The organism is Amycolatopsis sp. NPDC049252 (assembly GCF_043197175.1).
Lineage (GTDB): Bacteria > Actinomycetota > Actinomycetes > Mycobacteriales > Pseudonocardiaceae > Amycolatopsis.
Map to the genome: position 1 here is coordinate 131,968 of NZ_JBICSQ010000002.1, position 21,371 is coordinate 153,338.

Sequence of the window (21,371 nt, forward strand, 5' to 3'; positions counted from 1 at the left end):
CTGGGAGCGACCGTCGCCCAGACGGCCGTACGGATCCTGACCGAGGCGCGGGTCCGCCGTGTGTACGCGGTGGTCGGTGAGTCCTTCCTGGAACTGCTCGACGCGCTTCAGCGCGAGCGCGAGATCACGCTGGTCTCGGCACGGCACGACGCGGGCGCGGCGTTCATGGCCGAGGCGGAGGGCAAGCTCACCGAGCGCCCCGCCGTCCTGCTCGCCAGCCGCGGGCCGAGCGCGGCGAGCCTGGCGATCGGCGTCCAGACCGCCTACCAGGACGAAACACCGATGGTGGTCCTGCTGGAGACGCCGGCCGTCGAGCCGACGACGTGGGCCGCCGGTGACCTGCCGACGTCGGACCTGACGGCGATGTTCGAGTCGATCGCCAAGTCGACGTTGCGGGTGACGGACCCGGACAGCCTGCCGAGCCTGCTGGCGCACGCGCTGACGACGTCGCAGGAAGGACGCCCGGGGCCGGTCGTGCTCGGCGTGCCCTGCGACATCTGGGGCATGCCCTACGACGCGGCGAAGCCGATGGCGCGGGTGCGGCCGCCGGCGTCCGGGACGCTGGGCCGTTCGGCGGACGCCGTGGCCCAACTGGTGGACGAGGCCAAGTACCCCGTGGTCATCGTCGGCGGGCGGGCCCGGGCCGCTCGCGACGAGCTGATCCTGGTCGCCGACGAACTCGCGCTGCCCGTCTACAACGCCTTCCGGCGCCAGGACGCCTTCCCGGAGAACCACGCGCGCTACGCCGGTCACCTCGGGCTCGGCATCCCGGCGCGGCAGCTGGACGCCTTGGAACGTGCTGACCTCGTGCTCGCCCTCGGCACTCAGCTCGACGAGGTGACGACGCAGAACTACCGCTACCCGACGGCCCAGCAGACGCTGGTCATGGTGGGGCTGGGCATCGAGGTCAGCCCGCGGCGGCGGGGGCTGACGTTCCGGGTGGACTCCGAGGTCGAGCCGTTCCTGCGGGAGCTGCGGGCGGTGGCCTCACCCCGGACAAGGCGGGCGTCGGCGGCGAACGCCGCGGTGCACACCTTCATGACCCCGCCCGACACCAGCGGGAACACCCGTGTCCACCCCGTGGACGTCGTCCGGGCGTTGCGCAAGCTGGCGCCCGAGGACACCATCGTCACCAGCGACGCCGGCAACTTCGCCCAGTTCATGCACCGCTACTGGTGTTTCACGGCGCCGCGCAGCCAGCTCGGCCCGAGCAACGCCGCGATGGGCTACGCCGTGCCGGCCGCGGTCGCGGCGAAACTGGCCGAACCGCGGCGGACCGTGGTAGCCATGGTGGGGGACGCCGGGACCCTGATGACCGGCCAGGAGATCGAGACGGCCGTCCGGTACCGGGCGCCGGTGATGGTGGTGGTGTTCCAGAACGGCCTGCACGGCGCCCTCGCCATGCACCAGGCCCGCACGCACGGCAGGCTCTCCGGGGTGTCCATCCCGTTGACCGACTTCGCATCGTGGGCGCGTGGACTGGGGGCCGCGGGGTACACGGTGGACGATCGTGAGGAACTCGAGCCGATCATCGCCAGTGCGCTGGTGCGGCAGCGTCCGTGCGTCATCGACGTGCGCACGGACCCCGATGTGGTGACGCCGGACGTGCGGTTGTCGGCCCTGCTGGGCCAGGCGCGCCCGCAACCTCCCGCCCAGTAACGGTTTTGCTCTGTTTCGATCCGGGAAACGCCGGGAATGTTCAGTGGTAGCACGGCGTTGGGTCAGGTAATCTGGCGGTGTTCCGGTGGTGGTTCGCCGCTGAACCTTCCCGGCCGGGTCCCGGCGGGAAAGAACCGGGTTTCTGTCGGTGCCGCATGGCACCATCGCGGTCATGACCCGCATCGCAGCGGGCAGGGAACGAGGGGAGTTTCGACGTGGCCGATCACCAGCACGCCGCAGAAGCGGCGCGGAAGTCCGGCGTCGTACCGGTGCTGTTCAGCGCCAGCGCGGAGGCGCACGACGACGCCGTCGTCGTCGCCGAGCACGAGACGGCCTGGCGTTCGCCGTTCTCGAACGAGGGGCTGCGCCCGGCGAGTGGCGAATAGCTCACCTCTCCCGGGTGAAGACGGCTTGTCGGCGCAGGTCAACTGTGCTTTACTTCAGATGGTCTCGATTTTTGTGTTCGTGTTGAGTCACGCTCGCAGAATCCCGCGGGCGTAGTGTCTCCTCGCCGAGGAAGCAAACCGTCCCCGTGCTGACCCGGGGTGCCGAAGTGGCTTCCTGTTTTTTTGGTGTTACACATGGAGATTTTTGATGACTCAGGGCACTGTGAAGTGGTTCAACTCCGAGAAGGGGTTCGGCTTCATCACCCCCGACAACGGTGGCGGCGACGTCTTCGTTCACTACAGCGAGATCCAGGGTAACGGCTTCAAGAGCCTGGAAGAGAACGCTCGCGTCGAGTTCGAGATCGGCCAGGGCCAGAAGGGCCCGCAGGCCACGTCGGTCACCGTGATCTGACTTTGATCTTGGGAAAGGGTCGTCACCCGTTCGGGGTGGCGGCCCTTTTCGTAAACTCTCCCACCATGATCGAGCACGGGTACACCGTCTCCGGGATGAGCTGCGGCCACTGCGCGCAGTCGGTCACCGAGGAAATCACCGCACTGCCCGGAGTGACCGAAGTGGACGTCGACGTTCCGGCCGGTCGGGTCGTGGTGCGCGCCGACGTCGCACTGGCTGAAGACGCCGTTCGCGGCGCCGTGGAAGAGGCGGGTTTCACCTACGCCGGCACGGTCAGCTTGGTGCCGTAGCACGGCTCCCGGTTGGACAGTCCACACTGCTCAGTCCCGGGGTCACGATGCGTGGCTGAGCCGATTGGTTGAAGTCGGGTCGTTCCGCCGAACGGCGGTGCGGCAGCGCCACACCCGGGCTTCGGCCCCCCTTTGTGATCTTCGCCGCCCCCCTGTTACACCCAGCACCGCACTTGCAACGGCCTGCAACCCTTCCCTGCACCACGCCTGGAGGAGTCTCCTGGTACCCGAAGCGGAATCGGGAGGTCAGGTTGGGCGAAACGGTGGCGGGGATCGTCGCGAATCCGGCGTCGGGACGGGACATCCGCCGGCTGGTCGCGCAGGCTTCCGTGTTCCCCACCGCGGAGAAGGCGAACATGGTCCAGCGGCTGCTGGCCGCCTTCGCCGTGACCGGGGTCGATCGCGCCCTCGTGTCCACCGATCTCGGCGGGATCTCCGCCGCCGTGCTGCGGGCGCTCGGGCGTGGGGGCACCTGGCCGACCGTCGACTTCCTCGGCGAAGACCCGCTCAGCGGCACCGCGAAGGACACCACCAACGCCGTGCGCCGGATGGTCGAAGCCGGCGCCGGCGTCATCGTCGTGCTCGGGGGTGACGGCACCGCGCGGGTCGCCGCGGCGGCCTGCGACGACGTCCCCCTGCTCGCCCTTTCCACCGGCACCAACAACGCGTTCCCGCAGATGCGGGAGGCGACCGTCGCCGGGCTGGCCGCCGGGCTGATCACCACCGGCCAGATCGATCCCGACCTCGTCACGCACCGGGTCAGCATGCTCGAAGTCGTCACCAAGGCGCGCCGCGAGATCGCGCTCGTGGACGTCTGCGTGTCCCTGAGCAGGCACATCGGCGCGCGGGCGCTGTGGGATCCGGCCTCGCTCACCGAGCTGTACTGCACCTTCGCCGAACCCGACGGCATCGGCCTCTCCAGCGTGGCCGGCCAGCTGTGCCCGAGCCCGCGCTCGAGCCCGGACGGCGTCGCGCTGCAGCTCGGCCCGGTCGGCGAGACGCCGTACGTCGTGCAGGCGCCGATCGCGCCCGGGCTGGTGCGGCCGGTCGGGGTGCGGGCCTGGGGGGTGCTCCAGCCGGGCGTGCGGGTCGAGCTCGCCGCCGCGGGCGGCGTGATCGCGCTCGACGGCGAGCGTGAACTCGAACTGAAGCTCGGCGAGAGCGCGTTCGTCGAGCTCAAGCCGGACGGCCCGTGGTGCGTGGACGTCCGGGCGGCCATGGCGGAGGCGGCGCGGAAGGGCTTGTTGCGTACGGAACCCGATCTAGGGAAGGAGCGTCGTCGATGACGGACACCCTGCGGGAGGCGTATCGCACGATGCGGACCATCCGGGCCTTCGAAGAGCGCGTGCACGAAGAGTTCGCGACCGGCGAGATCCCTGGGTTCGTGCACCTCTACGCAGGTGAGGAGGCTTCGGCCGCCGGTGTCTGCGCCCACCTCGACCACCGTGACACGATCGCCGGCACCCACCGCGGCCACGGCCACTGCATCGCCAAGGGTGTCGACGTCAAGGGCATGATGGCCGAGATCTACGGCCGCCGGACCGGCTCCTGCCACGGCAAGGGCGGTTCGATGCACATCGCCGACCTCTCGAAGGGCATGCTCGGCGCCAACGGCATCATCGGCGGCGGCCCGCCGCTGATCTGCGGCACGGCCCTGGCCGCGAAGCAGCAGGACACCGGCGGCGTCGGCGTGGCGTTCTTCGGCGATGGCGCCAGCAACCAGGGGACGACGCTGGAGGCCCTGAACCTCGCGTCGCTCTGGAACCTGCCGGCGATCTTCGTCGCGGAGAACAACGGGTACGCCGAGGCTACGTCGAGCGACTGGTCCGTCGCGTCGGACAACATCGCCGACCGCGCCGCCGGCTTCGGCATGCCCGGCGTGATCGTGGACGGGTTCGACTTCTTCGCCGTGCACGAAGCGGCCGGTGAGGCGATCGGCCGGGCCCGCGAAGGCGGCGGCCCGACGCTCATCGAGGTCAAGTTCACCCGCCGCCGGAACCTCGACTGCCTCGAGCGGTTCCGCGCCCGGGTCACCGAGAGCGAAGAGCTGTCCGAAAAAGTCCTCGACGACCTCGACGCCGAAATCGCGAAGCTCATCGAAGACGCCGTCATCGCGGCGAAAGCCGCGCCGAAACCCACCTGGGAAGACCTGGAAACCGACGTCTACATCTCGTACTGAGGGAGCGCGCCATGGCCCGCACGATCAGCTACCGCGAGGCGATCACCGAGGCGCTCACGCAGGAGATGATCCGGGACGAGTCCGTGATCGTGATGGGCGAGGACAACGCGGGCGGCGTGAACGACGACGACACCCGGGGCGGCATCCTGGGGGCCACCCGGGGTCTCGTCGACCGGTTCCCCGGCCGGGTGCTGACCACGCCGATCTCCGAGTCGGCGTTCGTCGGCGCGGCGATCGGTGCCGCGACGCGCGGCCAGCGGCCGGTCGCCGAGCTCGTGTTCATCGACTTCATGGGCGTCTGCTTCGACCAGATCTTCAACCAGGCGGCGAAGTTCCGGTACATGTTCGGCGGCAACGCGCGCACGCCGGTGGTGATCCGCACGATGTACGGCGCCGGGCTGCGGGCCGCGGCGCAGCACTCGCAGTGCCTGTACCCGATCTTCACGCACATCCCCGGGCTGAAGGTCGTCGTGCCGTCGAGCCCGTACGAGGCGAAAGGCCTGCTCATCCAGTCGATCCGGGACGACGACCCGGTGGTCTTCTGCGAGCACAAGGCGCTCTACGACACCAGCGGCGAGGTGCCGGAGGACAGCTACACGATCCCGTTCGGCCAGGCGAACGTGGTCCGCGACGGCGACGACGTCACGATCGTCGCGATCGGCCGCATGGTCGCGATGGCTCGGCAGGCGGCGGACGAGCTGGCCGCGACCGGCATCGAGGCCGAGGTCATCGACCCGCGCACCACCAGCCCGCTCGACACCCGCACGATCCTGGAGAGCGTCGAGAACACCGGGCGCCTGGTCGTCGTCGACGAGGCTTCGCCGCGCTGCAACCTAGCGACGGACATCTCCGCGCTCGTCGCGAAGGAGGCGTTCGGCTCGCTGCGGGCGCCGATCGAGATGGTGACGCCGCCGCACACCCCCGTGCCGTTCTCCGACGCGCTCGAGGACCTCTACATCCCGGACGCGCAGAAGGTCCTCAACGCCGCGAAGGCGGTCGTGGACTACAAAAGATGATCCGGTCCTTGTCCGCTTCCGGACAACTTGGCGAGATTGTCCCCACCTACCGATCACCCGGCCGAAAAGGCAGACTGGGGGCGTCGAGCGCGAGGAGCGGCGGTTGGGTCAGCGGGACCTCGAGGCAGCGTTGCCGGCCGGGGCCGACCCCCGGCAGCACGCGCGCGTCCTCACGCGGGTGCACGAAGCGGCGGTGGCCGGCCGGGAGCTGCCCACCAGGCCACGGCCGGTGATCAGCGCGTCCTGGGAACGGATGCGCCGGCTCGGCATCGACCCGGACGGCTCGCCCACCGCGCCCGTCCTGACCTTGGAACAGCTCGAAGGGCGCCGCCGCGCCAGCGGGCTGGCCGAAGCGCTGCCGACGTTGCGCGGTGGCCTGACCAGCCTCGCCGAGCAGGCCGCGCACATCATGGTGATCGTCGACGCGGGCGGGCACGTGCTCTGGCGCGACGGCAGTGCCGCGGTCAGCCGCCGGGCCGACCGGGTCGGGTTCGTCGAAGGCGCCGACTGGCAGGAGGAAGCCGTCGGCACCAACGCGATCGGCACCACGCTGGTCACGCGCCGCGCGATGCAGGTCTACTCCGCCGAGCACTACGTCCGGGTCCAGCACTACTGGACGTGCGCCGCCGCGCCGCTGCACGACCCGCGCGACGGCCGCCTGCTCGGGGTCGTCGATCTCTCCGGTCCGGCGTCGACCGTCCACGCGTCGACGTTGGCGCTGGTCGACGCCGTGACGCGGCTGGCGGAAACCCAGCTGCGCACCACCCACCTCACCGAGCTGGAACGCCTTCGCGGCTTCGCCGTCCCGGTGCTCGCGAAGGTCGGCGGGCCGGCCGTCGTGGCCGACGAGCACGGCTGGGTCGCCGCGGCCTCCGGGCTCGCGCCGGTCGACCGGATCGCCCTGCCCTCGGGGCTCACGCCGGGCCGGGCGTGGCTGCCGGCGTACGGCAGCGTCGCGGTGGAACCGGTGCCGGGCGGCTGGCTGATCCGGCTGACCGAAGAGGAAGCCGCCCCGCTCACCCGGGTCGTCCTGGACGTCCGGTCACCCCGCGAACCCGACCTGACGGTGACGAGCGGTGCCGGGACCTGGACGCACCGGCTCAGCCCGCGCCACGCCGAGATGCTGTACGTGCTGGCCAGCCACCGCGACGGCCGCTCGGCGTCCGAGCTGTCGCTCGACCTGTTCGGCGACGCCGGCCGCACGGTCACCGTCCGCGCCGAGATGTCCCGGCTCCGGCGGCACTTCGGCGGCATCCTCGGCGCGAAGCCGTACCGGTTCGCCGACGACGTCGAAGTGCTGGTCCAGCGGCCGGAGAACGCCGAAGCCGTGCTGCCGCACTCGCTCGCCCCGGCCATCCGCGGCTGAACTCCACCCCCGGCTCCACCCGCCGACGGTCCCGGTCCACCCCGCTTCGTTCGTAGCGTCGTCGCCATGAACAAGTCGGATCTCATCCGCCTGGCCATCGCCAAGGCGACGGAACACAACCGTGGGGGAAAGATGACCGGGAAGACCGTGCTCGGGCTCGCTGTGGTCGGCGTGGTGGTGCTGGTGGCGTTCATCGCCTACCGGCTGATCCTCGTCGAGCTGATCACCAGCCTGACCCACAAGTAGGGGGAGCGTTGCCGAAGCGTCCGTTGCTGCCGGACACCATCGCGCCGTCGTGGCTGGTGGTGCAGGCGCTCGGCACGCTCTTCGTCGCGGCGACGCTGCTGACGGCGCGCGAACCGGATCCCCGGATCTGGGCCTGTTACGGCGTTTCCGCGGCGTGCTGGCTCGGGTTCGTCGTGCTGGCCTACCGGCTGCCGAGGACGGCGGCGGCGTTGCTCGCGGTGGCCGGCGCGGTGCCGGCGGCCGTACTCGGCTGGGCCGGGGACTCGTCGGCGATCGTGCTGTCCGTCGTCGCGCTGGGCCGGCTCGCGACGCTGGTCACCGTGGGCGTCGCGGCGATCGTCGCCGTCGGCGTGGCCGACGTCCTGCTGGCGCTGACGTCGTACGCCGTCGCCGGGAGGGCGCTCGGGCTCGTCGACCTCGGCGTGATGCTGCTGCTCGTGCTGCTCGGGCTCAACCGGCGGCAGTACGAGGTGCAGGCGAGACAGGCGGAGGCGCTGCTGGAGCAGACGCGGCTCGCGCAGGCCGAGCACGCGCGGGCCGCCGCGCTCGACGAGCGCACCCGCATCGCGCGCGAGCTGCACGACGTCCTCGCGCATTCGCTGGGGGCGCTGGGGGTCCAGCTCGAGCTGGCCGAGGCGCTGCTGGCCGAGAAGTCCGATGTGGACGGTGCGCTCGCGACCGTCCGGCGGTCCCGGCGGCTCGCCAACGACGGCTTGGCCGAAGCCCGTGACGCCGTCGCCGCGCTCCGCCGGGACGTCCTGCCGCTGGCCGACGCGCTCGCCGCGGTGGCCGCCGCGCACGCCCGTGACCACGGGGTTTCCGTGGCCTTCGACGCCGACGGCGCGTCTCGGCCCTTGCCGTCGGCGGCTGTCGTCGCGCTGGTCGGCATCGCGCGCGAAGCGCTGACGAACGCGGGCAAGCACGCGCCGGGTGCGGACGTCCGGATGCGGTTGGCCTACACGGACGACGTCGTCCGGCTCGACGTCACCAACCACCTCGGGGAGTTCACTCGAACAGGTGAAGGTTTCGGCCTGGCCGGGATGCGCGAGCGGCTCGCACTCGCCGGTGGCACCCTGGCGTCGGGCCCGGACGACGGCCGGTGGCGCGTGCTCGCGGAGGTGCGGAGTTGATCAGGGTGGTCGTGGCGGACGACCAGCAGGCGGTCCGCGAGGGCCTGGTCGCGCTGCTCGGCCTGCTCGACGACATCACGGTCGTGGCTTCCGCGGGCAACGGCCGTGAAGCCGTCGAGGCGCTGGCCACACACCCCGCCGACGTCGTCCTGATGGACCTGCGGATGCCGGAGCTGGACGGCGTCGCCGCGACCCGGCTGATCCGGCGCGACCACCCCGGCACCGCCGTCGTCGTGCTGACCACCTACGCCGACGACACGTCGATCGCGGACGCCCTGCGTGCCGGCGCCCGCGGCTACCTGACCAAGGACGCCGGCCGCGCCGAGATCGCCGCCGCGCTGAGATCCGCCGCCACCGGCCAGGCGATCTTCACCGCCGCGGTCTCCGACCGGCTCGTCGCCGCGCTCGACGGCCGGCCCGCGTCGCGCGCCAAGACCGAGCTGCCGGACGGCTTGACCACCCGGGAGGCCGAAGTCCTCGGCCTGATCGCGCGCGGCCTGACCAACGCGGAGATCGCCAAGGAGCTCTTCATCGGCGAAACGACGGTCAAAACCCACATCAACAACGCCTTCGCGAAGATCGGCGCCCGCCACCGCGCGGAGGCCGTCCGCTATGCGCTCGCTCATCACCTCTGAGAGCCTTGTTCAGCCGTCGCCCGCCGCATGACTTTCGTCCGGACGCGCGGCCTCGCGTGTGCGGCGCGGCGGGCTGACCAGAACAAGGCTCTGAGATCACGTGCTGATGACAGCGGGCGGTGCCGGTGCCCGCGCGCGGGGCGACTCGGCTACCTTTCTGCGGGTAGCGTTCATGGGGAGGAATCGGGGATGACCAGCACTGCGACGGCGCCGGGTCCCCCGGCGCCCGCACCGGGACCCGCACCGCCGTCGCCGCCGGACGGCCGCGACCGGGCCGGGGGCCGCAGCGGCTTGCTGGGCCTGCTCGACCTTCCTGGCCAGGGGATACGCGCGATCGTCCGGTCCGCCGCGACCACCCCGGGCCGGCTCACCGTGATCGCCGTCGGGCTGGTGCTGCTGGCCCTCGTCGCCGGGCTCGTCGCGACGCTGTCGGTGCAGAACCGCGACAACACGATCAGCGGGGTCATCGACCACCGCGAACCCCTCGCCGCCGCGTCCCAGCAGGTCTACCGGTCGCTGTCGGACGCGGACGCGACCGCGGCGAGCGCCTTCCTTTCGATCGGCACCGAACCGCCCGAACTCCGCCAGCGCTACGAGCGTGACATCGCCGAAGCCGGCGCGGCGCTCGCGAAGGCGGCTTCCGACTCCGGTGACGTCGCCGACGCCGCCGGCCCGGTCGACGTGCTGAACCAGTCGCTGCCGGTCTACACCGGCCTGGTCGAGACGGCGCGGTCGAACAACCGGCTCGGCTACCCGGTCGGCGCGTCCTACCTGCGCGAGGCGTCCGAGCTGATGCGGGCGAAGATCCTGCCCGCCGCCCAGGACCTCTACCGCGTCGACACCGAGAAGCTGATCGAGGAGCAGGACAGCGCCACCGGCTTCCCGTGGCTCGCCGTGATCCTGGTGGTCGCGCTGCTGGCCGCGCTCGTCGTCGCCCAGGTCTACCTGACCCGCCGGACCAACCGGCTGCTGAACGTCGGGCTCGTCGTCGCGACGGCCGCCGTCGTGGTGTCGCTGCTGTGGGGCTCGGTCGCGCTGATCGTGCAGGGCAGCCTGGTCGGCGGCGGCCAGGACGACGGCTCGCACCGCGTCGACGTCCTCGTGCGCGCGCGGATCGCGGCGCTGCAGGCCCGCGCCGACGAAACGCTGACGCTGGTCGCCCGCGGCGACGGCGCCGCCTACGAAAAGGACTTCGGCACCAACGCCGTCCAGCTGGCCGGAGCCGACGGTCAGGGCGGCCTGCTCGCCGAAGCCCGCGGCCTGATCCCGGACGGTGACGGCGCCAAGAAGGTCGCCGACGCGACCAAGGCCGCGAACGACTGGTTCCAGGCGCACAAGCAGGTCCGCTCCCGTGACGACTCCGGGCAGTACCAGGAAGCCGTCGACCTCGCCGTGCTGGAGGACAAGACCGACGGCTCGGCGCCGGCGTTCCGGCGGCTCGACGACAGCCTCCAGGACGCGATCGACGTCGGGCGGCAGGAGTTCCTCGACAGCACCCACAACGGCGACCGCGCGCTGACGCTCCTCGCGCCCGGCTTGGCCGTTCTCGCGGTCGTCGCCGCGGCGGGTGTCACCATGGGAATCCGGGAGCGACTGAGGGAGTACCGGTGAGCAGGCGGGGTTACGCGGTCCGGACGGGCGTGCTGGTCGTCGTCGCGGCACTGGCGGCGGCCTGCGGGAGTCCCGGGAAACCGGTCGACCCGGCACCGGTGAGCAACGCCGCGTGGCCGCAGCCCGCTCACGTCGGCGGCCCGGACTCGACCGCCGGTGGCGGCGCCGACACCAGCTGCAACCCGCTGGCCAGCCTCGCGCCGAGCGGGACGTCGATCCCCTCCGGCTCGACCATGGCGAAGATCAAGGAACGCGGGAAGCTGATCGCCGGGGTCGACCAGACGACCTACCTGTTCGGGTTCCGCAACCCCACCACGGGCAACCTCGAGGGCTTCGACATCGACATGGTCAACCAGATCGCCAAGGCGATCTTCGGCTCGGCGGACGGGCACGTCCAGTTCCGCGCGATCCCGTCGTCGCAGCGCGAGAACGTCCTGAAGGACCACCAGGTCGACGTCGTGGTCCGGACCTACAGCATCACGTGCGACCGCCGGAAGGTCGTCCAGTTCTCCTCCGTCTACTACAAGGCGGGGCAGCGGATCCTGGTCACCAAGGAGTCCCCGGTCCGGAAGCTGACCGACCTCACCGGCAAGCGGGTGTGCGCGGCGAAGAAGTCGACGTCGCTGGCGAAGATCGCGACGGACCCGGCCAAGCCGGTGCCGGTCTCGGTCGACAACTGGTCGGACTGCCTGGTGATGCTCCAGCAGGGTCAGGTCGAGGCGGTGTCGACCGACGACACCATCCTCGCCGGGATGGCCGCGCAGGACCCGACGCTGCAGGTCGTCGGCGACCAGTTCACCGAGGAGAACTACGGCATCGGCGTGCCGAAGGACAACGAGGACATGGTCAAGTACGTCAACGCCGTCCTGGACCAGGTCCGCGGCAACGGCGCCTGGCAGGACAGTTACCACAAGTGGGTGGAGTCCTCGCTGGGCCCGGCGTCCCCGCCGTCACCGCAGTACCAGTGAGTGGCTCGCGACTAGAATCGGTCCTCGTACGTCGTCGGGGATCTGGGAGGTAGCAGTGTCGGAGGAGCCGCGCCGTCCTCGGCACGCCGCACCGGACGACGAGCAGCAGGTGGCCCCGCCGAGCTGGCAGCCGCCGCCACCGGTGCGCTGGGAGACGCCCGAGCCGTCGATCTCCGGCCGGCTCGACGACACCGAGCCGCCCGCCGCCGAGAAGACCGTCTTCCACACGCCGGTCCGGCGTCCGCCGACACCGCCGCGGGGTGAGCGGACCTTCGTGCGCGGGCAGATCCCCGGTGCGAACGACCCGACCCGGCCGCCGGGGCGGATGACCCCGGTCGCGCCCCCGGTCGCGCCGTCGGTGGAACCGACCCAGGCGGTCCGGCCGGACCCGAACGCGCCGCAGCCGACGAGCGTGCTCGCGGCGCCGGCGCCGGAGACCCAGAGCATCATGCCGCCGGTGCCGCGGCCGGAGACCGGGCCCGGGATGCTGCCGGACCCGGGCACCGAGAGCGTGCTGCCCGAGCGCAGCAGCGACGGCAGGCACACCGGCACGGGTACGGGTACGGGCGCCGGGACGGGCAGTGGTTCGGGGTCCGGCTCCGGCTCGTTCCCCGGCACGTCGCGGCGGACGTCGTCCCGGACGTCGCGCTCGCGCCGCGGCCGGCTCGGCGCCGGGCTGGTCGAGGTCCCACCGGTTCCCGCGCGCGACCCGGCGTCGGCGGTGCTGACGAACCCGGTGGTGTCGGAGGAAAAGCGCTTCTGCGGCAGCTGCAGTGCGAAGGTCGGCCGCGGTGCCGACGGGAAACCCGGTTCGCCGGAAGGAAAGTGCGAAAACTGCGGTGCGCCGTTTTCGTTCCTGCCGAAGCTGCAGCCGCACGAGCTGGTCGGTGGCCAGTACGAGGTGCTCGGCGCGATCGCGTACGGCGGCCTGGGCTGGATCTACCTGGCGCAGGACCACAACGTCAGTGACCGCTGGGTCGTCCTCAAAGGACTGATCGACACCGGTGACGCGACGGCGATGGCGGCCGCGGCCAACGAACAGCGCTTCCTGGCCGAGGTCGAGCACCCGAACATCGTCAAGATCCACAACTTTGTGCAGCACCCGGACGCGCACAGCGGCACGACCGTCGGCTACATCGTCATGGAGTACGTCGGCGGCCAGTCGCTGCGGCAGCTCGCGCTGGCGCACCACCGGGAGAGCCGGCGTCCGGAGCCGCTGCCGATCGGCCAGGTCATCGCGTACGGGCTGGAGATCCTGCCCGCCATGGGCTACCTGCACAGCCAGGGCCTGCTCTACTGCGACCTCAAGCCGGACAACGTGATCCAGACCAACGAGCAGCTGAAGCTGATCGACCTGGGCGCGGTCCGGCGGACCGACGACTACGAGAGCCCGCTGTTCTTCACCACCGGCTACAGCGCGCCGGAACTGGCGACGCAGGGCGCGTCGATCGCGTCGGACCTGTTCACCGTCGGGCGCACGCTCGCCGTGCTGAGCTTCGAGTTCACCGGCTACACCACGAAGTTCAAGTCGACCCTGCCGGGCCCGGACGCGGTCCCGCTGTTCGCGCTCTTCGGTTCGTACCACCGGTTCCTGAAGCGCGCGACGCACGCCGACCCGGACCGGCGGTTCCTCTCCGCCGAGGAGATGGCCGACCAGCTCACCGGGGTGCTGCGCGAGATCATGGCGCTGGGCACCGGAAAGCCGCGGCCCGGCGCGTCCACGGTGTTCGGCCCGGAGAGCCGCACGTTCGGCGTGCAGCTCGTGGTGCCGGAGGCCGGTGGCAGCGTGCCGCTGCCCGGCGCGGCCGAGGTCGTCGCCGGCCTGCCGATCCCGCAGGTCGACACGGACGACCCGGCGGCGGGCGTGCTCGCCACGACGACCTCGCTCGAATCGCGCGGCGCGATCGAGGCACTGGCCGGCGCGCCCCGCGAGTCGATCGAGGTGCGGCTGCGGATCGTCCGCGCCCGGATCGAGCTGGGTGAGCTGTCGGAGGCGCAGCGCCAGCTGCAGGCGGCGCAGTACCTGGCGATCAAGAACGGCTTCCCGCACGACTGGCGGATCGACTGGTACCGCGGCCTGATCGAGCTGGCGGGCGGCCGTTCGCGCGTCGCGCACGTCGCGTTCGAGGCGGTGTACGACGACCTGCCCGGCGAGATCGCGCCGAAGCTGGCGCTGGGGGTCAGCGCCGAGGGCGTCGGCGACTACTTCGCGGCCGCGCGGTTCTACGAGCTGGTCTGGCGGACCGACCGCAACTACGTCAGCGCCGCCTTCGGCCTCGCCCGCGTCTACCTGGCGCAGGGGGCCCGGACCAGCGCGGTCGAGGTGCTCGAGACGGTGCCACCGTCGTCGACGCACTACGTCGACGCGCAGGTCGCCGCGATCAAGATCAAGACGACCGCGACCCGGGCGGCGGGCAAGGAAGCCCTGGTCAGCGAGCACGACCTGCTCGACGCGTCGGCCCGGCTCGAGCGTCTCCGCCTGGACGCCGAGCGTCGCACGAAGCTCTCGGCCGGGGTGCTCGAAGCCGCGTACGAGTGGCTTCGCGGCCCTCGGCAGGGCCCGCCGTCACCGGGTGGGCGGGTGCTGGGCTGCGAGCTGGACGAGCGTGAGCTGCGGTTCGGCCTGGAGCGCTGCTACCGCGCGCTGGCCCGCCTGGCGGCGACGGTCGAGCAGCGGGTGGAGCTGGTCGACAAGGCGAACGCCATCCGCCCCCGCACGCTCACCTGACCACCAAAAAGCGGCACTTTCACGTGAAAGTGCCGGTCAGGGGTTGATCTCCCAGTCGCCGCGTTCGCGCTGGTTCTTCTCGTGCTGCGCGGCCAGCTTCTCCAGCGCCTGCGGGTCGCCGTGGTTCGAGAAGTGGTCGAAGCCCACCACGATGAACAGGGCGCGGGCGCTCACCGCGATCGGGCCGTCCTCCGCGTCGAGGCGGCCGTCCGCGCTGACGTAGATCTTGCGGCCGGCGATGCCGTCGAGGCGTGCGGTGATGAACAGCGTCGAGCCGACCGGCACCGGACGGCGGAAGTCCGTCTCCAGCTTCCCGGTGACCGCCGGGCGGCGCATCAGGTTGCCGACCGTCGAGCCGAGCGCCTCGTCGAACGCGCAGGCCAGGAGGCCGCCGTGGGCGAGCCCGGGGGCACCCTGGTGGGCCGCGGTGACGGTGAACCGCGAGTGCACGACCTGGCCCTCACCGACGGTCGAGCGCAGGTGCAGCCCGGCGTCGGCCTCGTCGCCGCAGCCGAAGCACTCGCCGAAGTGCACCCCGAGCTCGGTGCCGGCCGCGGGGGCCTTCGGGTGCGGGACCGCCGGCTCCACCGGTGCCGGCGGCCAGGGTTGAGAAACACGACTCATGCGCTGACGTTAACTCGCCGGTAGTCGTCCGCTTCGTCCGGCCCGCGGCGTGACCGGGCAACGCCTACCTCTCGGTAGCCGGAAAATTCCACACCGTAGAGATTCTCCGGCTCAGACTGCCGACCTGCGACGACCGGGCAAGACTGGGGTGATGAGCTCGAATGGCCCAGTGGGCACCGCACGGAGGAGGTCGTCGTCGGCATGAGCGAACCAGCAGCAACGACGGGCAAACCGGCGGTGGACGAGAGAACCGTCAAGCGGGCCGTGTGGGCGTCCGCGATGGGCAACGCCACCGAGTGGTACGACTACGGCGTCTTCACCTCGGGCGCCATCGCCGTCAGCATCGGCTCGGAGTTCTTCCCCGGTGAGGGCAACGCCGTGCTCAAGTCGCTGGCGCTGCTCGCGGTCGGGTTCATCGTGCGGCCGTTCGGTGGCGCGTTCTTCGGCCCGCTCGGGGACAAGATCGGCCGCCAGAAGGTCCTGGCCATCACGATCCTGCTGATGTCGGGCTGCACCTTCCTGGTGGGCGTCCTGCCGACGTACTCCGGCGGTTACAGCATGGGCATCGCGGCCCCGATCGCGATCCTGCTCCTGCGCATCATCCAGGGTTTCTCCACCGGCGGTGAGTACGGCGGCGCGGCGACGTTCATCGCCGAGTACTCGCCGACCAAGCGCCGTGGCTTCTTCGGCAGCTTCCTCGAACTGGGGACGCTCGCCGGGTACGTGCTCGGCAACCTCGTGGTGCTGGCCGTGACGCTCTCGCTGTCCGCCGACCAGGTCGACGCCTGGGGCTGGCGGATCCCGTTCTTCGTCGCGCTGCCGCTGGGCCTGGTCGGGCTCTACCTGCGGAACAAGCTCGAGGACACCCCAGAGTTCCGCCGGCTGGAGGCCTCGGGTGAGAAGCCGCGGAAGGCGCCGCTCAAGGAGATCTTCACCCGCAACTGGCGGATGATCCTCAACCTGATCGGCATCGTGCTGCTGCTGAACGTCGCGGACTACCTGCTGCTGACCACGATGCCGACGTACTTCACCGAGACGTTGAAGATCAACGACAACACGTCGACGCTGATCATCATCGCGGTCGAGGTCCTCCAGATGGCGATCATCATCCCGCTGGGTGCGCTCTCCGACCGGATCGGCCGGAAACCGCTGCTGCTCACCGCGGCCATCGGGTTCCTGGTGCTGAGCTGGCCGTCGCTGAAGCTGATGCAGTCCGGCAGCATCCTGTGGCTGTTCGTCGGGTTCCTGATCGTGGCGATCCTGCTGGTGCTGATGCTCGCGGTGATCGGCTCGACGTTCCCGGCGATGTTCCCGACCCGCGTCCGGTACGGCTCGTTCGCGATCGGCTACAACATCTCGACGTCGCTGTTCGGTGGTACCTGCGGTGTCATCGTGACGGCGCTGATCCAGAGCACCGGAAACCCGGACTGGCCGGCGTACTACCTGATGGCGGCGGCCCTGATCGCGATCATCCCGATCATCAAGATCCCGGAGACGTCGCAGGTGCCGATCGAGCAGATCGACACCGAGGACAGTGGGGGCGGCAAGTCCCTGACCGGCGCGTCCGCTCAGCGTTGAGCGCAGCGCGCCTCGCAAAAACGTGTGCCCCGTCCGGATCACCGGGCGGGGCACACGTGCGTCGTGGGTCAGCTGGCGTCGTTCCGAGGAGCGAAGCGCTTGCGGGACCAGGCAGCGAGCGCGCTCGCTACGACGACAGCGACTCCGGTTTCGACGATCAGTGCGGCGAACACCATGTGCTTCCTCCTCGGGTTCTCGGGCCGGCGAACAGCGCCGGCTGAGCAGTCGGGCGGCGTCCGATCGGAACACCACAGGTGTATCGCCACGAACCAGCTCGGTATTTCGTCGGAAACCCACCTCGAAACGGTGATCTACGCCATGTCGCCGACCTGCGGAAGCGGTCAGCGAGACGTCGTCGGCGTTGGTCTCGTGCTCGTCTCGGTCGGGTTGGCCGACGGTGGCGACGTCACCGACGAGGGTTGCCTCGACTTCCGGGAGGTCGCGGCAACCGGCGGGCTCGACGGCCGTTGGGTGCTCGGCACCGCGCGGCCCGGCTGGGCCGCCGGCGGTGCGATCGACGTCGCCGGGACCTCCTTCTGGGACGGGGTCGGCATCGGCGACGGGGGAGCGGTGGTGCCGATCGTGGACAGGCCGGGGTTCGCGGGCTGCACCGGGTCCGGCGGCCCGAGGCGGTGGCCGGCCAGGAAACCGGCCACCGCGAGGATCACCGCCGTCGCCGTCGAGGTGCCTGCGACGGCCATTCGCTTGCGCCGCCGCCGGATCCGGCCACCACGCTCGATCACGTCGGCGGCCTCGAGCCGCATCGGCGGCGTTTCGGCGGCCGCGCCGGTCAGGATCACGCGGACGTCGTCTTCGGGGTCCATGTTCGTCACCTCCCCTCCGTGGGTGCGCTGAACGACAGCGCGCTGTAGTGCGGGCCGAGCCGGTTGCGCAGCGTGGCCAGGCCCCGGGAGGCCTGGCTCTTCACCGTGCCGGTGCTGCAGCCGAGGGCCTGCGCCGTCTCCTCGACGCTCAGGTCCTCGAAGTACCGCAGCACCAGCACGGCGCGCTGCTTGGGGGCCAGTACGGCCAGTGCCTGCCGGACCAGCATGTCCTGGTCGCTCCCGGCGGGTTCCGCCGGGAGCTCCGGCAGGGTGTCGGTGAGCCGCTCCCGTTTCCACCTGCTGCGCCGGTGCTCGGCGAGGAACGTGCGGAGCACGACCTTGCGGGCGTAGGCGTCCAGGGTGTCGTGGCGCGACAGCCTCGGCCAGGCGAGGTACAGCTTGATCAGGGCCGCCTGCGTGAGGTCTTCGGCTTGGTGCCAGTCGCCGCAGAGCAGGTACGCCGTGGACCGGAGGCTGTGCGCGCGCTCGCCGAAGTACCGGGCGAACTCGCCGTCCCACGGCGAGCCCGGCCCGGTCGACGGACGGGAGCGGGAGATCACCTGACTACCGGGTCTCCCGGATCGCCGGGAGGTGCAGGTCGCCGGTCGGGCCGGCCGGGACGGCGCGGGGGACACGCGGAGCCTGCTCGGCGCGCGGGGCCTTCGACGTCGCCGGGACGGCGCTCGGCGCCGACACGGGCTTGCGGGTGGTCTGGGCCGGGGCCGGAGCCTGGGTGGGCGGCTCGGCCGGCCGGGTCGTCGTCGCCTGGGGCGGCGCCGTCGGCGACGGGGCGGCCATGGCGATGCCACCGGTCAGGGCGCCACCGGCGAGCACGAGCGCGCCGAGGGACAAGGCGATGCGGATACGCAAGACAGCTCCTCATTCTCGCGGGCGCGGCCGTCGATCGCCGCGCCTCTGCCCGTAGTCATGCGGTGGGGGATCGCCGGGGTTGCATCGGATTTCCCGGGTTTCGCGGAAAGCACGAACGGCCGGGAAGTCCGTGCTGGACTTCCCGGCCGCCCGGTGTTCCTCGAAGGTCTTTCTCAGCCGGCGAGCGCCGACAGCTTCTGCCAGCTCGCCCAGTCGTAGGTCCAGTCGCTGTAGTCGCCGTCCTTGGCGGTCAGCGTCTGCGTGCTGCCGGTGATCTCGACCGGGTCGCCGGTGAGCACGCCGTCGTAGTACTCCTTGGCGCGCGCGGGCGAGAGGTTCAGGCAGCCGTGCGAGATGTTCTTCTTGCCCTGCGCCCAGACCGACGCGGCCAGGCCGTGGATGAACTCGCCGTTGTTCGAGATCCGGACCGCCCACGGCACCACGACGTTCTCGTAGTGGTACTTCGGGTTGCTCATCGAGTACGTGGCCTGCTTGCCCATCACGACGTGCGTGCCGCTGTGGGTGACGCGGCCCGGGTCGGAGTCGAGGCCGTAGCTCACCGGGTAGTCGGCGATCTGCTGGCCGTCACGGATCACCTGCATGGTGTGCTGCGTGGTGTTGCCCTTGACGATCTGCGAGCGCCCGATGGCGAAGCTGGCCGAGACGTCCTGCTTGCCGTACACGCCTTCGCCGATCTTGACGCCGTAGATCTTGGCGTTGACCTTCACCTGCGTGTTGGGCTTGAAGTACTCCTTCGGCCGCCAGTGCACCGAGGTGTCGCCGTCCAGCCAGGCCCAGGAGCCCTCGGTCTTCGGCGTGGTCTCAACGGAAAGCGCCTTCTCGACGGAGGCCTTGTCGGTGACGCGGCTCGGGAAGGTCAGGGCGATGGGCATCGCGATGCCGTACGTCTGGCCGTCACCGACGTTCAGGCTGGCCTGCATCTGCCGCCTCGGCTTGACGGTGGTGAACGTGCCGCCGATGGGCACGTTCTTGCCGTCGGAGCCCTGCGCCTGGCCGGACCAGGTGTAGGTCTTGCCGTAACCGAGCTGCTCGGTGGTGTTCCAGCTCTTCTTGTCCGCCGACGTCTGGCCCTGGACCTGCTTGCCGTCCGGGTTGGTCAGCGTGACCGAGACGATCGTGCCGCTGTCGACCTTGACGCCGACCGGCTCGCCGGGCGCGACGTCCTGCGCGCCCGCGGCCGGGGTCACCGCCAGTTTCGCGGGCTGTGCGGTGGGAGCCGGCGCCTGCGTCGGGCCCCCGCCCGACGTGCCGCTCGCCGACACCGTCGGTTCACTGCTGCACGCCCCCAGCGTCAGCACGGCGACCAAGCCCAGTGCCACAGCCGCGCCCCGGCGCCGCGTGGAGTTCCTCACCGTCACACCCATTCCCCTTTGCCCCTTTGGTGCTTCCCCTCTTCGAGACGTGTCGCGGACCCCGGACGTTGAGCACTGTCCGAGTGACGAACGTCACAGCTGGTCCGGTGGGCCTTCACGGAGGGGGCACGACCGGCTCCGAGCCGTATCCGGTGATCACGGAGCCGATGTGCTGCGCAAGACTAACCGGTGGGTCCGACAGAAGCGGGTGGGGAGCCCTACGACGTTCCGGTGACCTTGGCCGTGACAGGCGTTTTTCGCCTCGATCACGGGGTTCAACTTTGGCCAGATCCCGGTAGTCTGCTTGCAGGCCGTCGTTTTGCGTGTTCGTGGCTTCACACTCGCGGAACTTCTGACGCGAGCCATGGAGCCGACACGCTCTTGACTCGACTCGTTGGAACCGCCCGGGACGGTCGGGGTGCCGCTTCGGTGGCATTCGAAGCGGATCTGTGTAACGAGGAGAACAGCGGTGGCGCAAGGCACTGTGAAGTGGTTCAACGCGGAGAAGGGCTTCGGCTTCATCGCGCAGGACGGCGGCGAAGGCGACGTGTTCGTGCACTACTCGGAGATCGAGGGGCGTGGCTTCCGCACTCTCGAGGAGAACCAGCGAGTGGAGTTCGAGGTCGGCCAGGGCCAGAAGGGCCCGCAGGCCCAGAAGGTCCGCGCGATCTGAGACAGGCCCTTTGCGCGTCTTAAGGCCTGAGTGAAGGGCCCCCAGCCTTGCTACGGCTGGGGGCCCTTTCTCATGTGTTCAGCGACGTCCCGCGGCCGGCGCGTCGAACGCGTCGGCGGGGAAGTGGAACTCGTCGGTGAGGTCGGTCAGCTCTTCGTCCTGGCTCTGGACCTGGCGCTGGCTCTGGACCTGGCGCTGGTCCTGGAGAGAGGCGGCCTGCCCCTCCCAGTTGAGCCGCTCGAGGATCCACTCCTGCGCCAGGGCCTGCGGAGAGATCCCCCGCGCTTCGGCGACGTCGGAGAGCTGCTTGCTGGCGATGAGGCTCATCCGAAGCTGAAAGACCTGAGCTTCCCCGAACCGCTTGCCGGTCCCGGTGCTCTCGTTGTCGGCATCGGGCGCCAGAGCGGCCAGGTAGCTGGTGAGTTCCTTGTCCTCGACAACACCGTCGTCGGCGGTCTTGGCGGCACCGCGGTGACGCCCGGAGGACACTGCCTTGAGGTTCGTGCGGCTGCTCAAGCGGCCGAGTGAGGGAAGGGGCACGGACCACACGATAACGGTTAGGTCTCACACCACAAACCACTGTGAGCCACGACACGCCCCTTTATTTACCCGATCAGCCCAACCCCCACCCATTAAGCCCAATCAACAGTAAACACAATGCAACCAGTCACTAACAGTACGAGTCGATCACACAAAGAAACTGGCTCAGGAAACGCCGAAAGTCTGGCAACCGCACCGTGGGGGTCCGGGGGCTCGGCCCCCGGGCAAAACACCGAAATGATCGGGGTCCGAAGGGCGAAGCC

At 70.6% G+C, this 21,371-nt stretch carries 22 protein-coding genes; 16 read left to right on the plus strand and 6 right to left on the minus strand.

The genetic code is table 11. From position 1 onward, the window contains the following. The 14 genes from ACGFMK_RS03430 (at nucleotide 1) to ACGFMK_RS03495 (ending at nucleotide 14,626) form a co-directional block, all read left to right on the plus strand. Nucleotides 1–1,659 carry a thiamine pyrophosphate-binding protein gene (locus tag ACGFMK_RS03430; RefSeq protein WP_392758608.1) on the plus strand — a complete coding sequence of 553 codons (1,659 nt, stop codon included), beginning with the start codon at nucleotides 1–3 and terminating at the stop codon, nucleotides 1,657–1,659. A gap of 215 nt (nucleotides 1,660–1,874) precedes the next feature. Continuing rightward, nucleotides 1,875–2,045, plus strand: a complete 171-nt coding sequence (locus tag ACGFMK_RS03435; RefSeq protein ID WP_392758055.1) for a hypothetical protein — start codon at nucleotides 1,875–1,877, stop codon at nucleotides 2,043–2,045. Nucleotides 2,046–2,253: 208 nt separating this feature from the next. Continuing rightward, nucleotides 2,254–2,457 carry a cold-shock protein gene (locus tag ACGFMK_RS03440; protein ID WP_013222289.1) on the plus strand — a complete coding sequence of 68 codons (204 nt, stop codon included), beginning with the start codon at nucleotides 2,254–2,256 and terminating at the stop codon, nucleotides 2,455–2,457. 65 nt (nucleotides 2,458–2,522) lie between these two features. Next, nucleotides 2,523–2,747, plus strand: coding sequence for a heavy-metal-associated domain-containing protein (locus ACGFMK_RS03445; protein WP_392758058.1), 225 nt, complete (start codon nucleotides 2,523–2,525; stop codon nucleotides 2,745–2,747). A 251-nt stretch (nucleotides 2,748–2,998) separates the two neighbouring features. Next, nucleotides 2,999–4,033, plus strand: coding sequence for an ATP-NAD kinase family protein (locus tag ACGFMK_RS03450; RefSeq protein WP_392758060.1), 1,035 nt, complete (start codon nucleotides 2,999–3,001; stop codon nucleotides 4,031–4,033). Beyond that, nucleotides 4,030–4,926: a thiamine pyrophosphate-dependent dehydrogenase E1 component subunit alpha gene (locus tag ACGFMK_RS03455; protein WP_392758061.1), complete on the plus strand. Its 897-nt coding sequence runs from the start codon at nucleotides 4,030–4,032 to the stop codon at nucleotides 4,924–4,926. The genes ACGFMK_RS03450 and ACGFMK_RS03455 overlap by 4 nt, the downstream gene beginning before the upstream one ends. A gap of 11 nt (nucleotides 4,927–4,937) precedes the next feature. After that, nucleotides 4,938–5,942, plus strand: coding sequence for an alpha-ketoacid dehydrogenase subunit beta (locus ACGFMK_RS03460; protein ID WP_392758063.1), 1,005 nt, complete (start codon nucleotides 4,938–4,940; stop codon nucleotides 5,940–5,942). A gap of 103 nt (nucleotides 5,943–6,045) precedes the next feature. Then, nucleotides 6,046–7,308, plus strand: coding sequence for a GAF domain-containing protein (locus tag ACGFMK_RS03465; RefSeq protein ID WP_392758065.1), 1,263 nt, complete (start codon nucleotides 6,046–6,048; stop codon nucleotides 7,306–7,308). A 66-nt stretch (nucleotides 7,309–7,374) separates the two neighbouring features. Next, nucleotides 7,375–7,554 (plus strand): hypothetical protein, encoded by a 180-nt coding sequence (locus tag ACGFMK_RS03470; RefSeq protein ID WP_323329160.1) that lies wholly within the window; start codon nucleotides 7,375–7,377, stop codon nucleotides 7,552–7,554. A gap of 8 nt (nucleotides 7,555–7,562) precedes the next feature. Beyond that, complete coding sequence (locus tag ACGFMK_RS03475) at nucleotides 7,563–8,684, plus strand: sensor histidine kinase (RefSeq protein ID WP_392758067.1); 1,122 nt, start codon at nucleotides 7,563–7,565, stop codon at nucleotides 8,682–8,684. Further along, nucleotides 8,681–9,319, plus strand: a complete 639-nt coding sequence (locus tag ACGFMK_RS03480) for a response regulator (protein WP_392758069.1) — start codon at nucleotides 8,681–8,683, stop codon at nucleotides 9,317–9,319. Before ACGFMK_RS03475 ends, ACGFMK_RS03480 begins: the two co-directional genes overlap by 4 nt. A gap of 189 nt (nucleotides 9,320–9,508) precedes the next feature. Further along, nucleotides 9,509–10,930 (plus strand): hypothetical protein, encoded by a 1,422-nt coding sequence (locus ACGFMK_RS03485; RefSeq protein ID WP_392758070.1) that lies wholly within the window; start codon nucleotides 9,509–9,511, stop codon nucleotides 10,928–10,930. Then, nucleotides 10,927–11,898, plus strand: coding sequence for a glutamate ABC transporter substrate-binding protein (locus ACGFMK_RS03490; protein WP_392758072.1), 972 nt, complete (start codon nucleotides 10,927–10,929; stop codon nucleotides 11,896–11,898). Before ACGFMK_RS03485 ends, ACGFMK_RS03490 begins: the two co-directional genes overlap by 4 nt. 55 nt (nucleotides 11,899–11,953) lie before the next feature. Next, nucleotides 11,954–14,626, plus strand: coding sequence for a tetratricopeptide repeat protein (locus tag ACGFMK_RS03495; protein WP_392758074.1), 2,673 nt, complete (start codon nucleotides 11,954–11,956; stop codon nucleotides 14,624–14,626). Between the two features lie 36 nt (nucleotides 14,627–14,662). On the opposite strand, the gene ACGFMK_RS03500 is transcribed toward ACGFMK_RS03495, so the two are convergent. Next, nucleotides 14,663–15,250 (minus strand): PaaI family thioesterase, encoded by a 588-nt coding sequence (locus ACGFMK_RS03500; protein WP_392758076.1) that lies wholly within the window; start codon nucleotides 15,248–15,250, stop codon nucleotides 14,663–14,665. 237 nt (nucleotides 15,251–15,487) lie between these two features. Between ACGFMK_RS03500 and ACGFMK_RS03505 the strand changes: the two genes are divergently transcribed. After that, nucleotides 15,488–16,828 carry an MFS transporter gene (locus ACGFMK_RS03505; RefSeq protein ID WP_392758610.1) on the plus strand — a complete coding sequence of 447 codons (1,341 nt, stop codon included), beginning with the start codon at nucleotides 15,488–15,490 and terminating at the stop codon, nucleotides 16,826–16,828. 341 nt (nucleotides 16,829–17,169) lie between these two features. On the opposite strand, the gene ACGFMK_RS03510 is transcribed toward ACGFMK_RS03505, so the two are convergent. The 4 genes from ACGFMK_RS03510 to ACGFMK_RS03525 all read right to left on the minus strand — a co-directional run bounded on the left by ACGFMK_RS03510 (nucleotide 17,170) and on the right by ACGFMK_RS03525 (nucleotide 19,907). Next, a complete protein-coding gene (locus tag ACGFMK_RS03510; RefSeq protein ID WP_392758078.1) occupies nucleotides 17,170–17,652 on the minus strand; it encodes a hypothetical protein in 483 nt (160 codons plus the stop codon). A 5-nt stretch (nucleotides 17,653–17,657) separates the two neighbouring features. Then, nucleotides 17,658–18,212 carry a SigE family RNA polymerase sigma factor gene (locus tag ACGFMK_RS03515; RefSeq protein WP_323329175.1) on the minus strand — a complete coding sequence of 185 codons (555 nt, stop codon included), beginning with the start codon at nucleotides 18,210–18,212 and terminating at the stop codon, nucleotides 17,658–17,660. A 4-nt stretch (nucleotides 18,213–18,216) separates the two neighbouring features. Next, on the minus strand, nucleotides 18,217–18,522 hold the full coding sequence (locus ACGFMK_RS03520) for a hypothetical protein (protein ID WP_392758080.1): 306 nt from the start codon (nucleotides 18,520–18,522) through the stop codon (nucleotides 18,217–18,219). Between the two features lie 173 nt (nucleotides 18,523–18,695). After that, nucleotides 18,696–19,907, minus strand: coding sequence for an Ig-like domain-containing protein (locus tag ACGFMK_RS03525; protein ID WP_392758082.1), 1,212 nt, complete (start codon nucleotides 19,905–19,907; stop codon nucleotides 18,696–18,698). Between the two features lie 457 nt (nucleotides 19,908–20,364). On the opposite strand from ACGFMK_RS03525, the gene ACGFMK_RS03530 reads away from it, so the two are divergent. Then, nucleotides 20,365–20,568, plus strand: a complete 204-nt coding sequence (locus tag ACGFMK_RS03530; RefSeq protein WP_003097368.1) for a cold-shock protein — start codon at nucleotides 20,365–20,367, stop codon at nucleotides 20,566–20,568. A gap of 78 nt (nucleotides 20,569–20,646) precedes the next feature. On the opposite strand, the gene ACGFMK_RS03535 is transcribed toward ACGFMK_RS03530, so the two are convergent. Further along, nucleotides 20,647–21,108 carry a hypothetical protein gene (locus ACGFMK_RS03535; protein WP_392758085.1) on the minus strand — a complete coding sequence of 154 codons (462 nt, stop codon included), beginning with the start codon at nucleotides 21,106–21,108 and terminating at the stop codon, nucleotides 20,647–20,649. Nucleotides 21,109–21,371: the final 263 nt, after the last annotated feature.

Coding starts and splice junctions, on each gene's coding strand:
- ACGFMK_RS03440 (WP_013222289.1), top strand. CDS start 2,254: ATGACTCAGGGCACTGTGAAGTGGTTCAACTCCGAGAAGGGGTTCGGC.
- ACGFMK_RS03445 (WP_392758058.1), top strand. CDS start 2,523: ATGATCGAGCACGGGTACACCGTCTCCGGGATGAGCTGCGGCCACTGC.
- ACGFMK_RS03455 (WP_392758061.1), top strand. CDS start 4,030: ATGACGGACACCCTGCGGGAGGCGTATCGCACGATGCGGACCATCCGG.
- ACGFMK_RS03460 (WP_392758063.1), top strand. CDS start 4,938: ATGGCCCGCACGATCAGCTACCGCGAGGCGATCACCGAGGCGCTCACG.
- ACGFMK_RS03470 (WP_323329160.1), top strand. CDS start 7,375: ATGAACAAGTCGGATCTCATCCGCCTGGCCATCGCCAAGGCGACGGAA.
- ACGFMK_RS03485 (WP_392758070.1), top strand. CDS start 9,509: ATGACCAGCACTGCGACGGCGCCGGGTCCCCCGGCGCCCGCACCGGGA.
- ACGFMK_RS03500 (WP_392758076.1), bottom strand. CDS start 15,250: ATGAGTCGTGTTTCTCAACCCTGGCCGCCGGCACCGGTGGAGCCGGCG.
- ACGFMK_RS03510 (WP_392758078.1), bottom strand. CDS start 17,652: ATGGACCCCGAAGACGACGTCCGCGTGATCCTGACCGGCGCGGCCGCC.
- ACGFMK_RS03525 (WP_392758082.1), bottom strand. CDS start 19,907: ATGGGTGTGACGGTGAGGAACTCCACGCGGCGCCGGGGCGCGGCTGTG.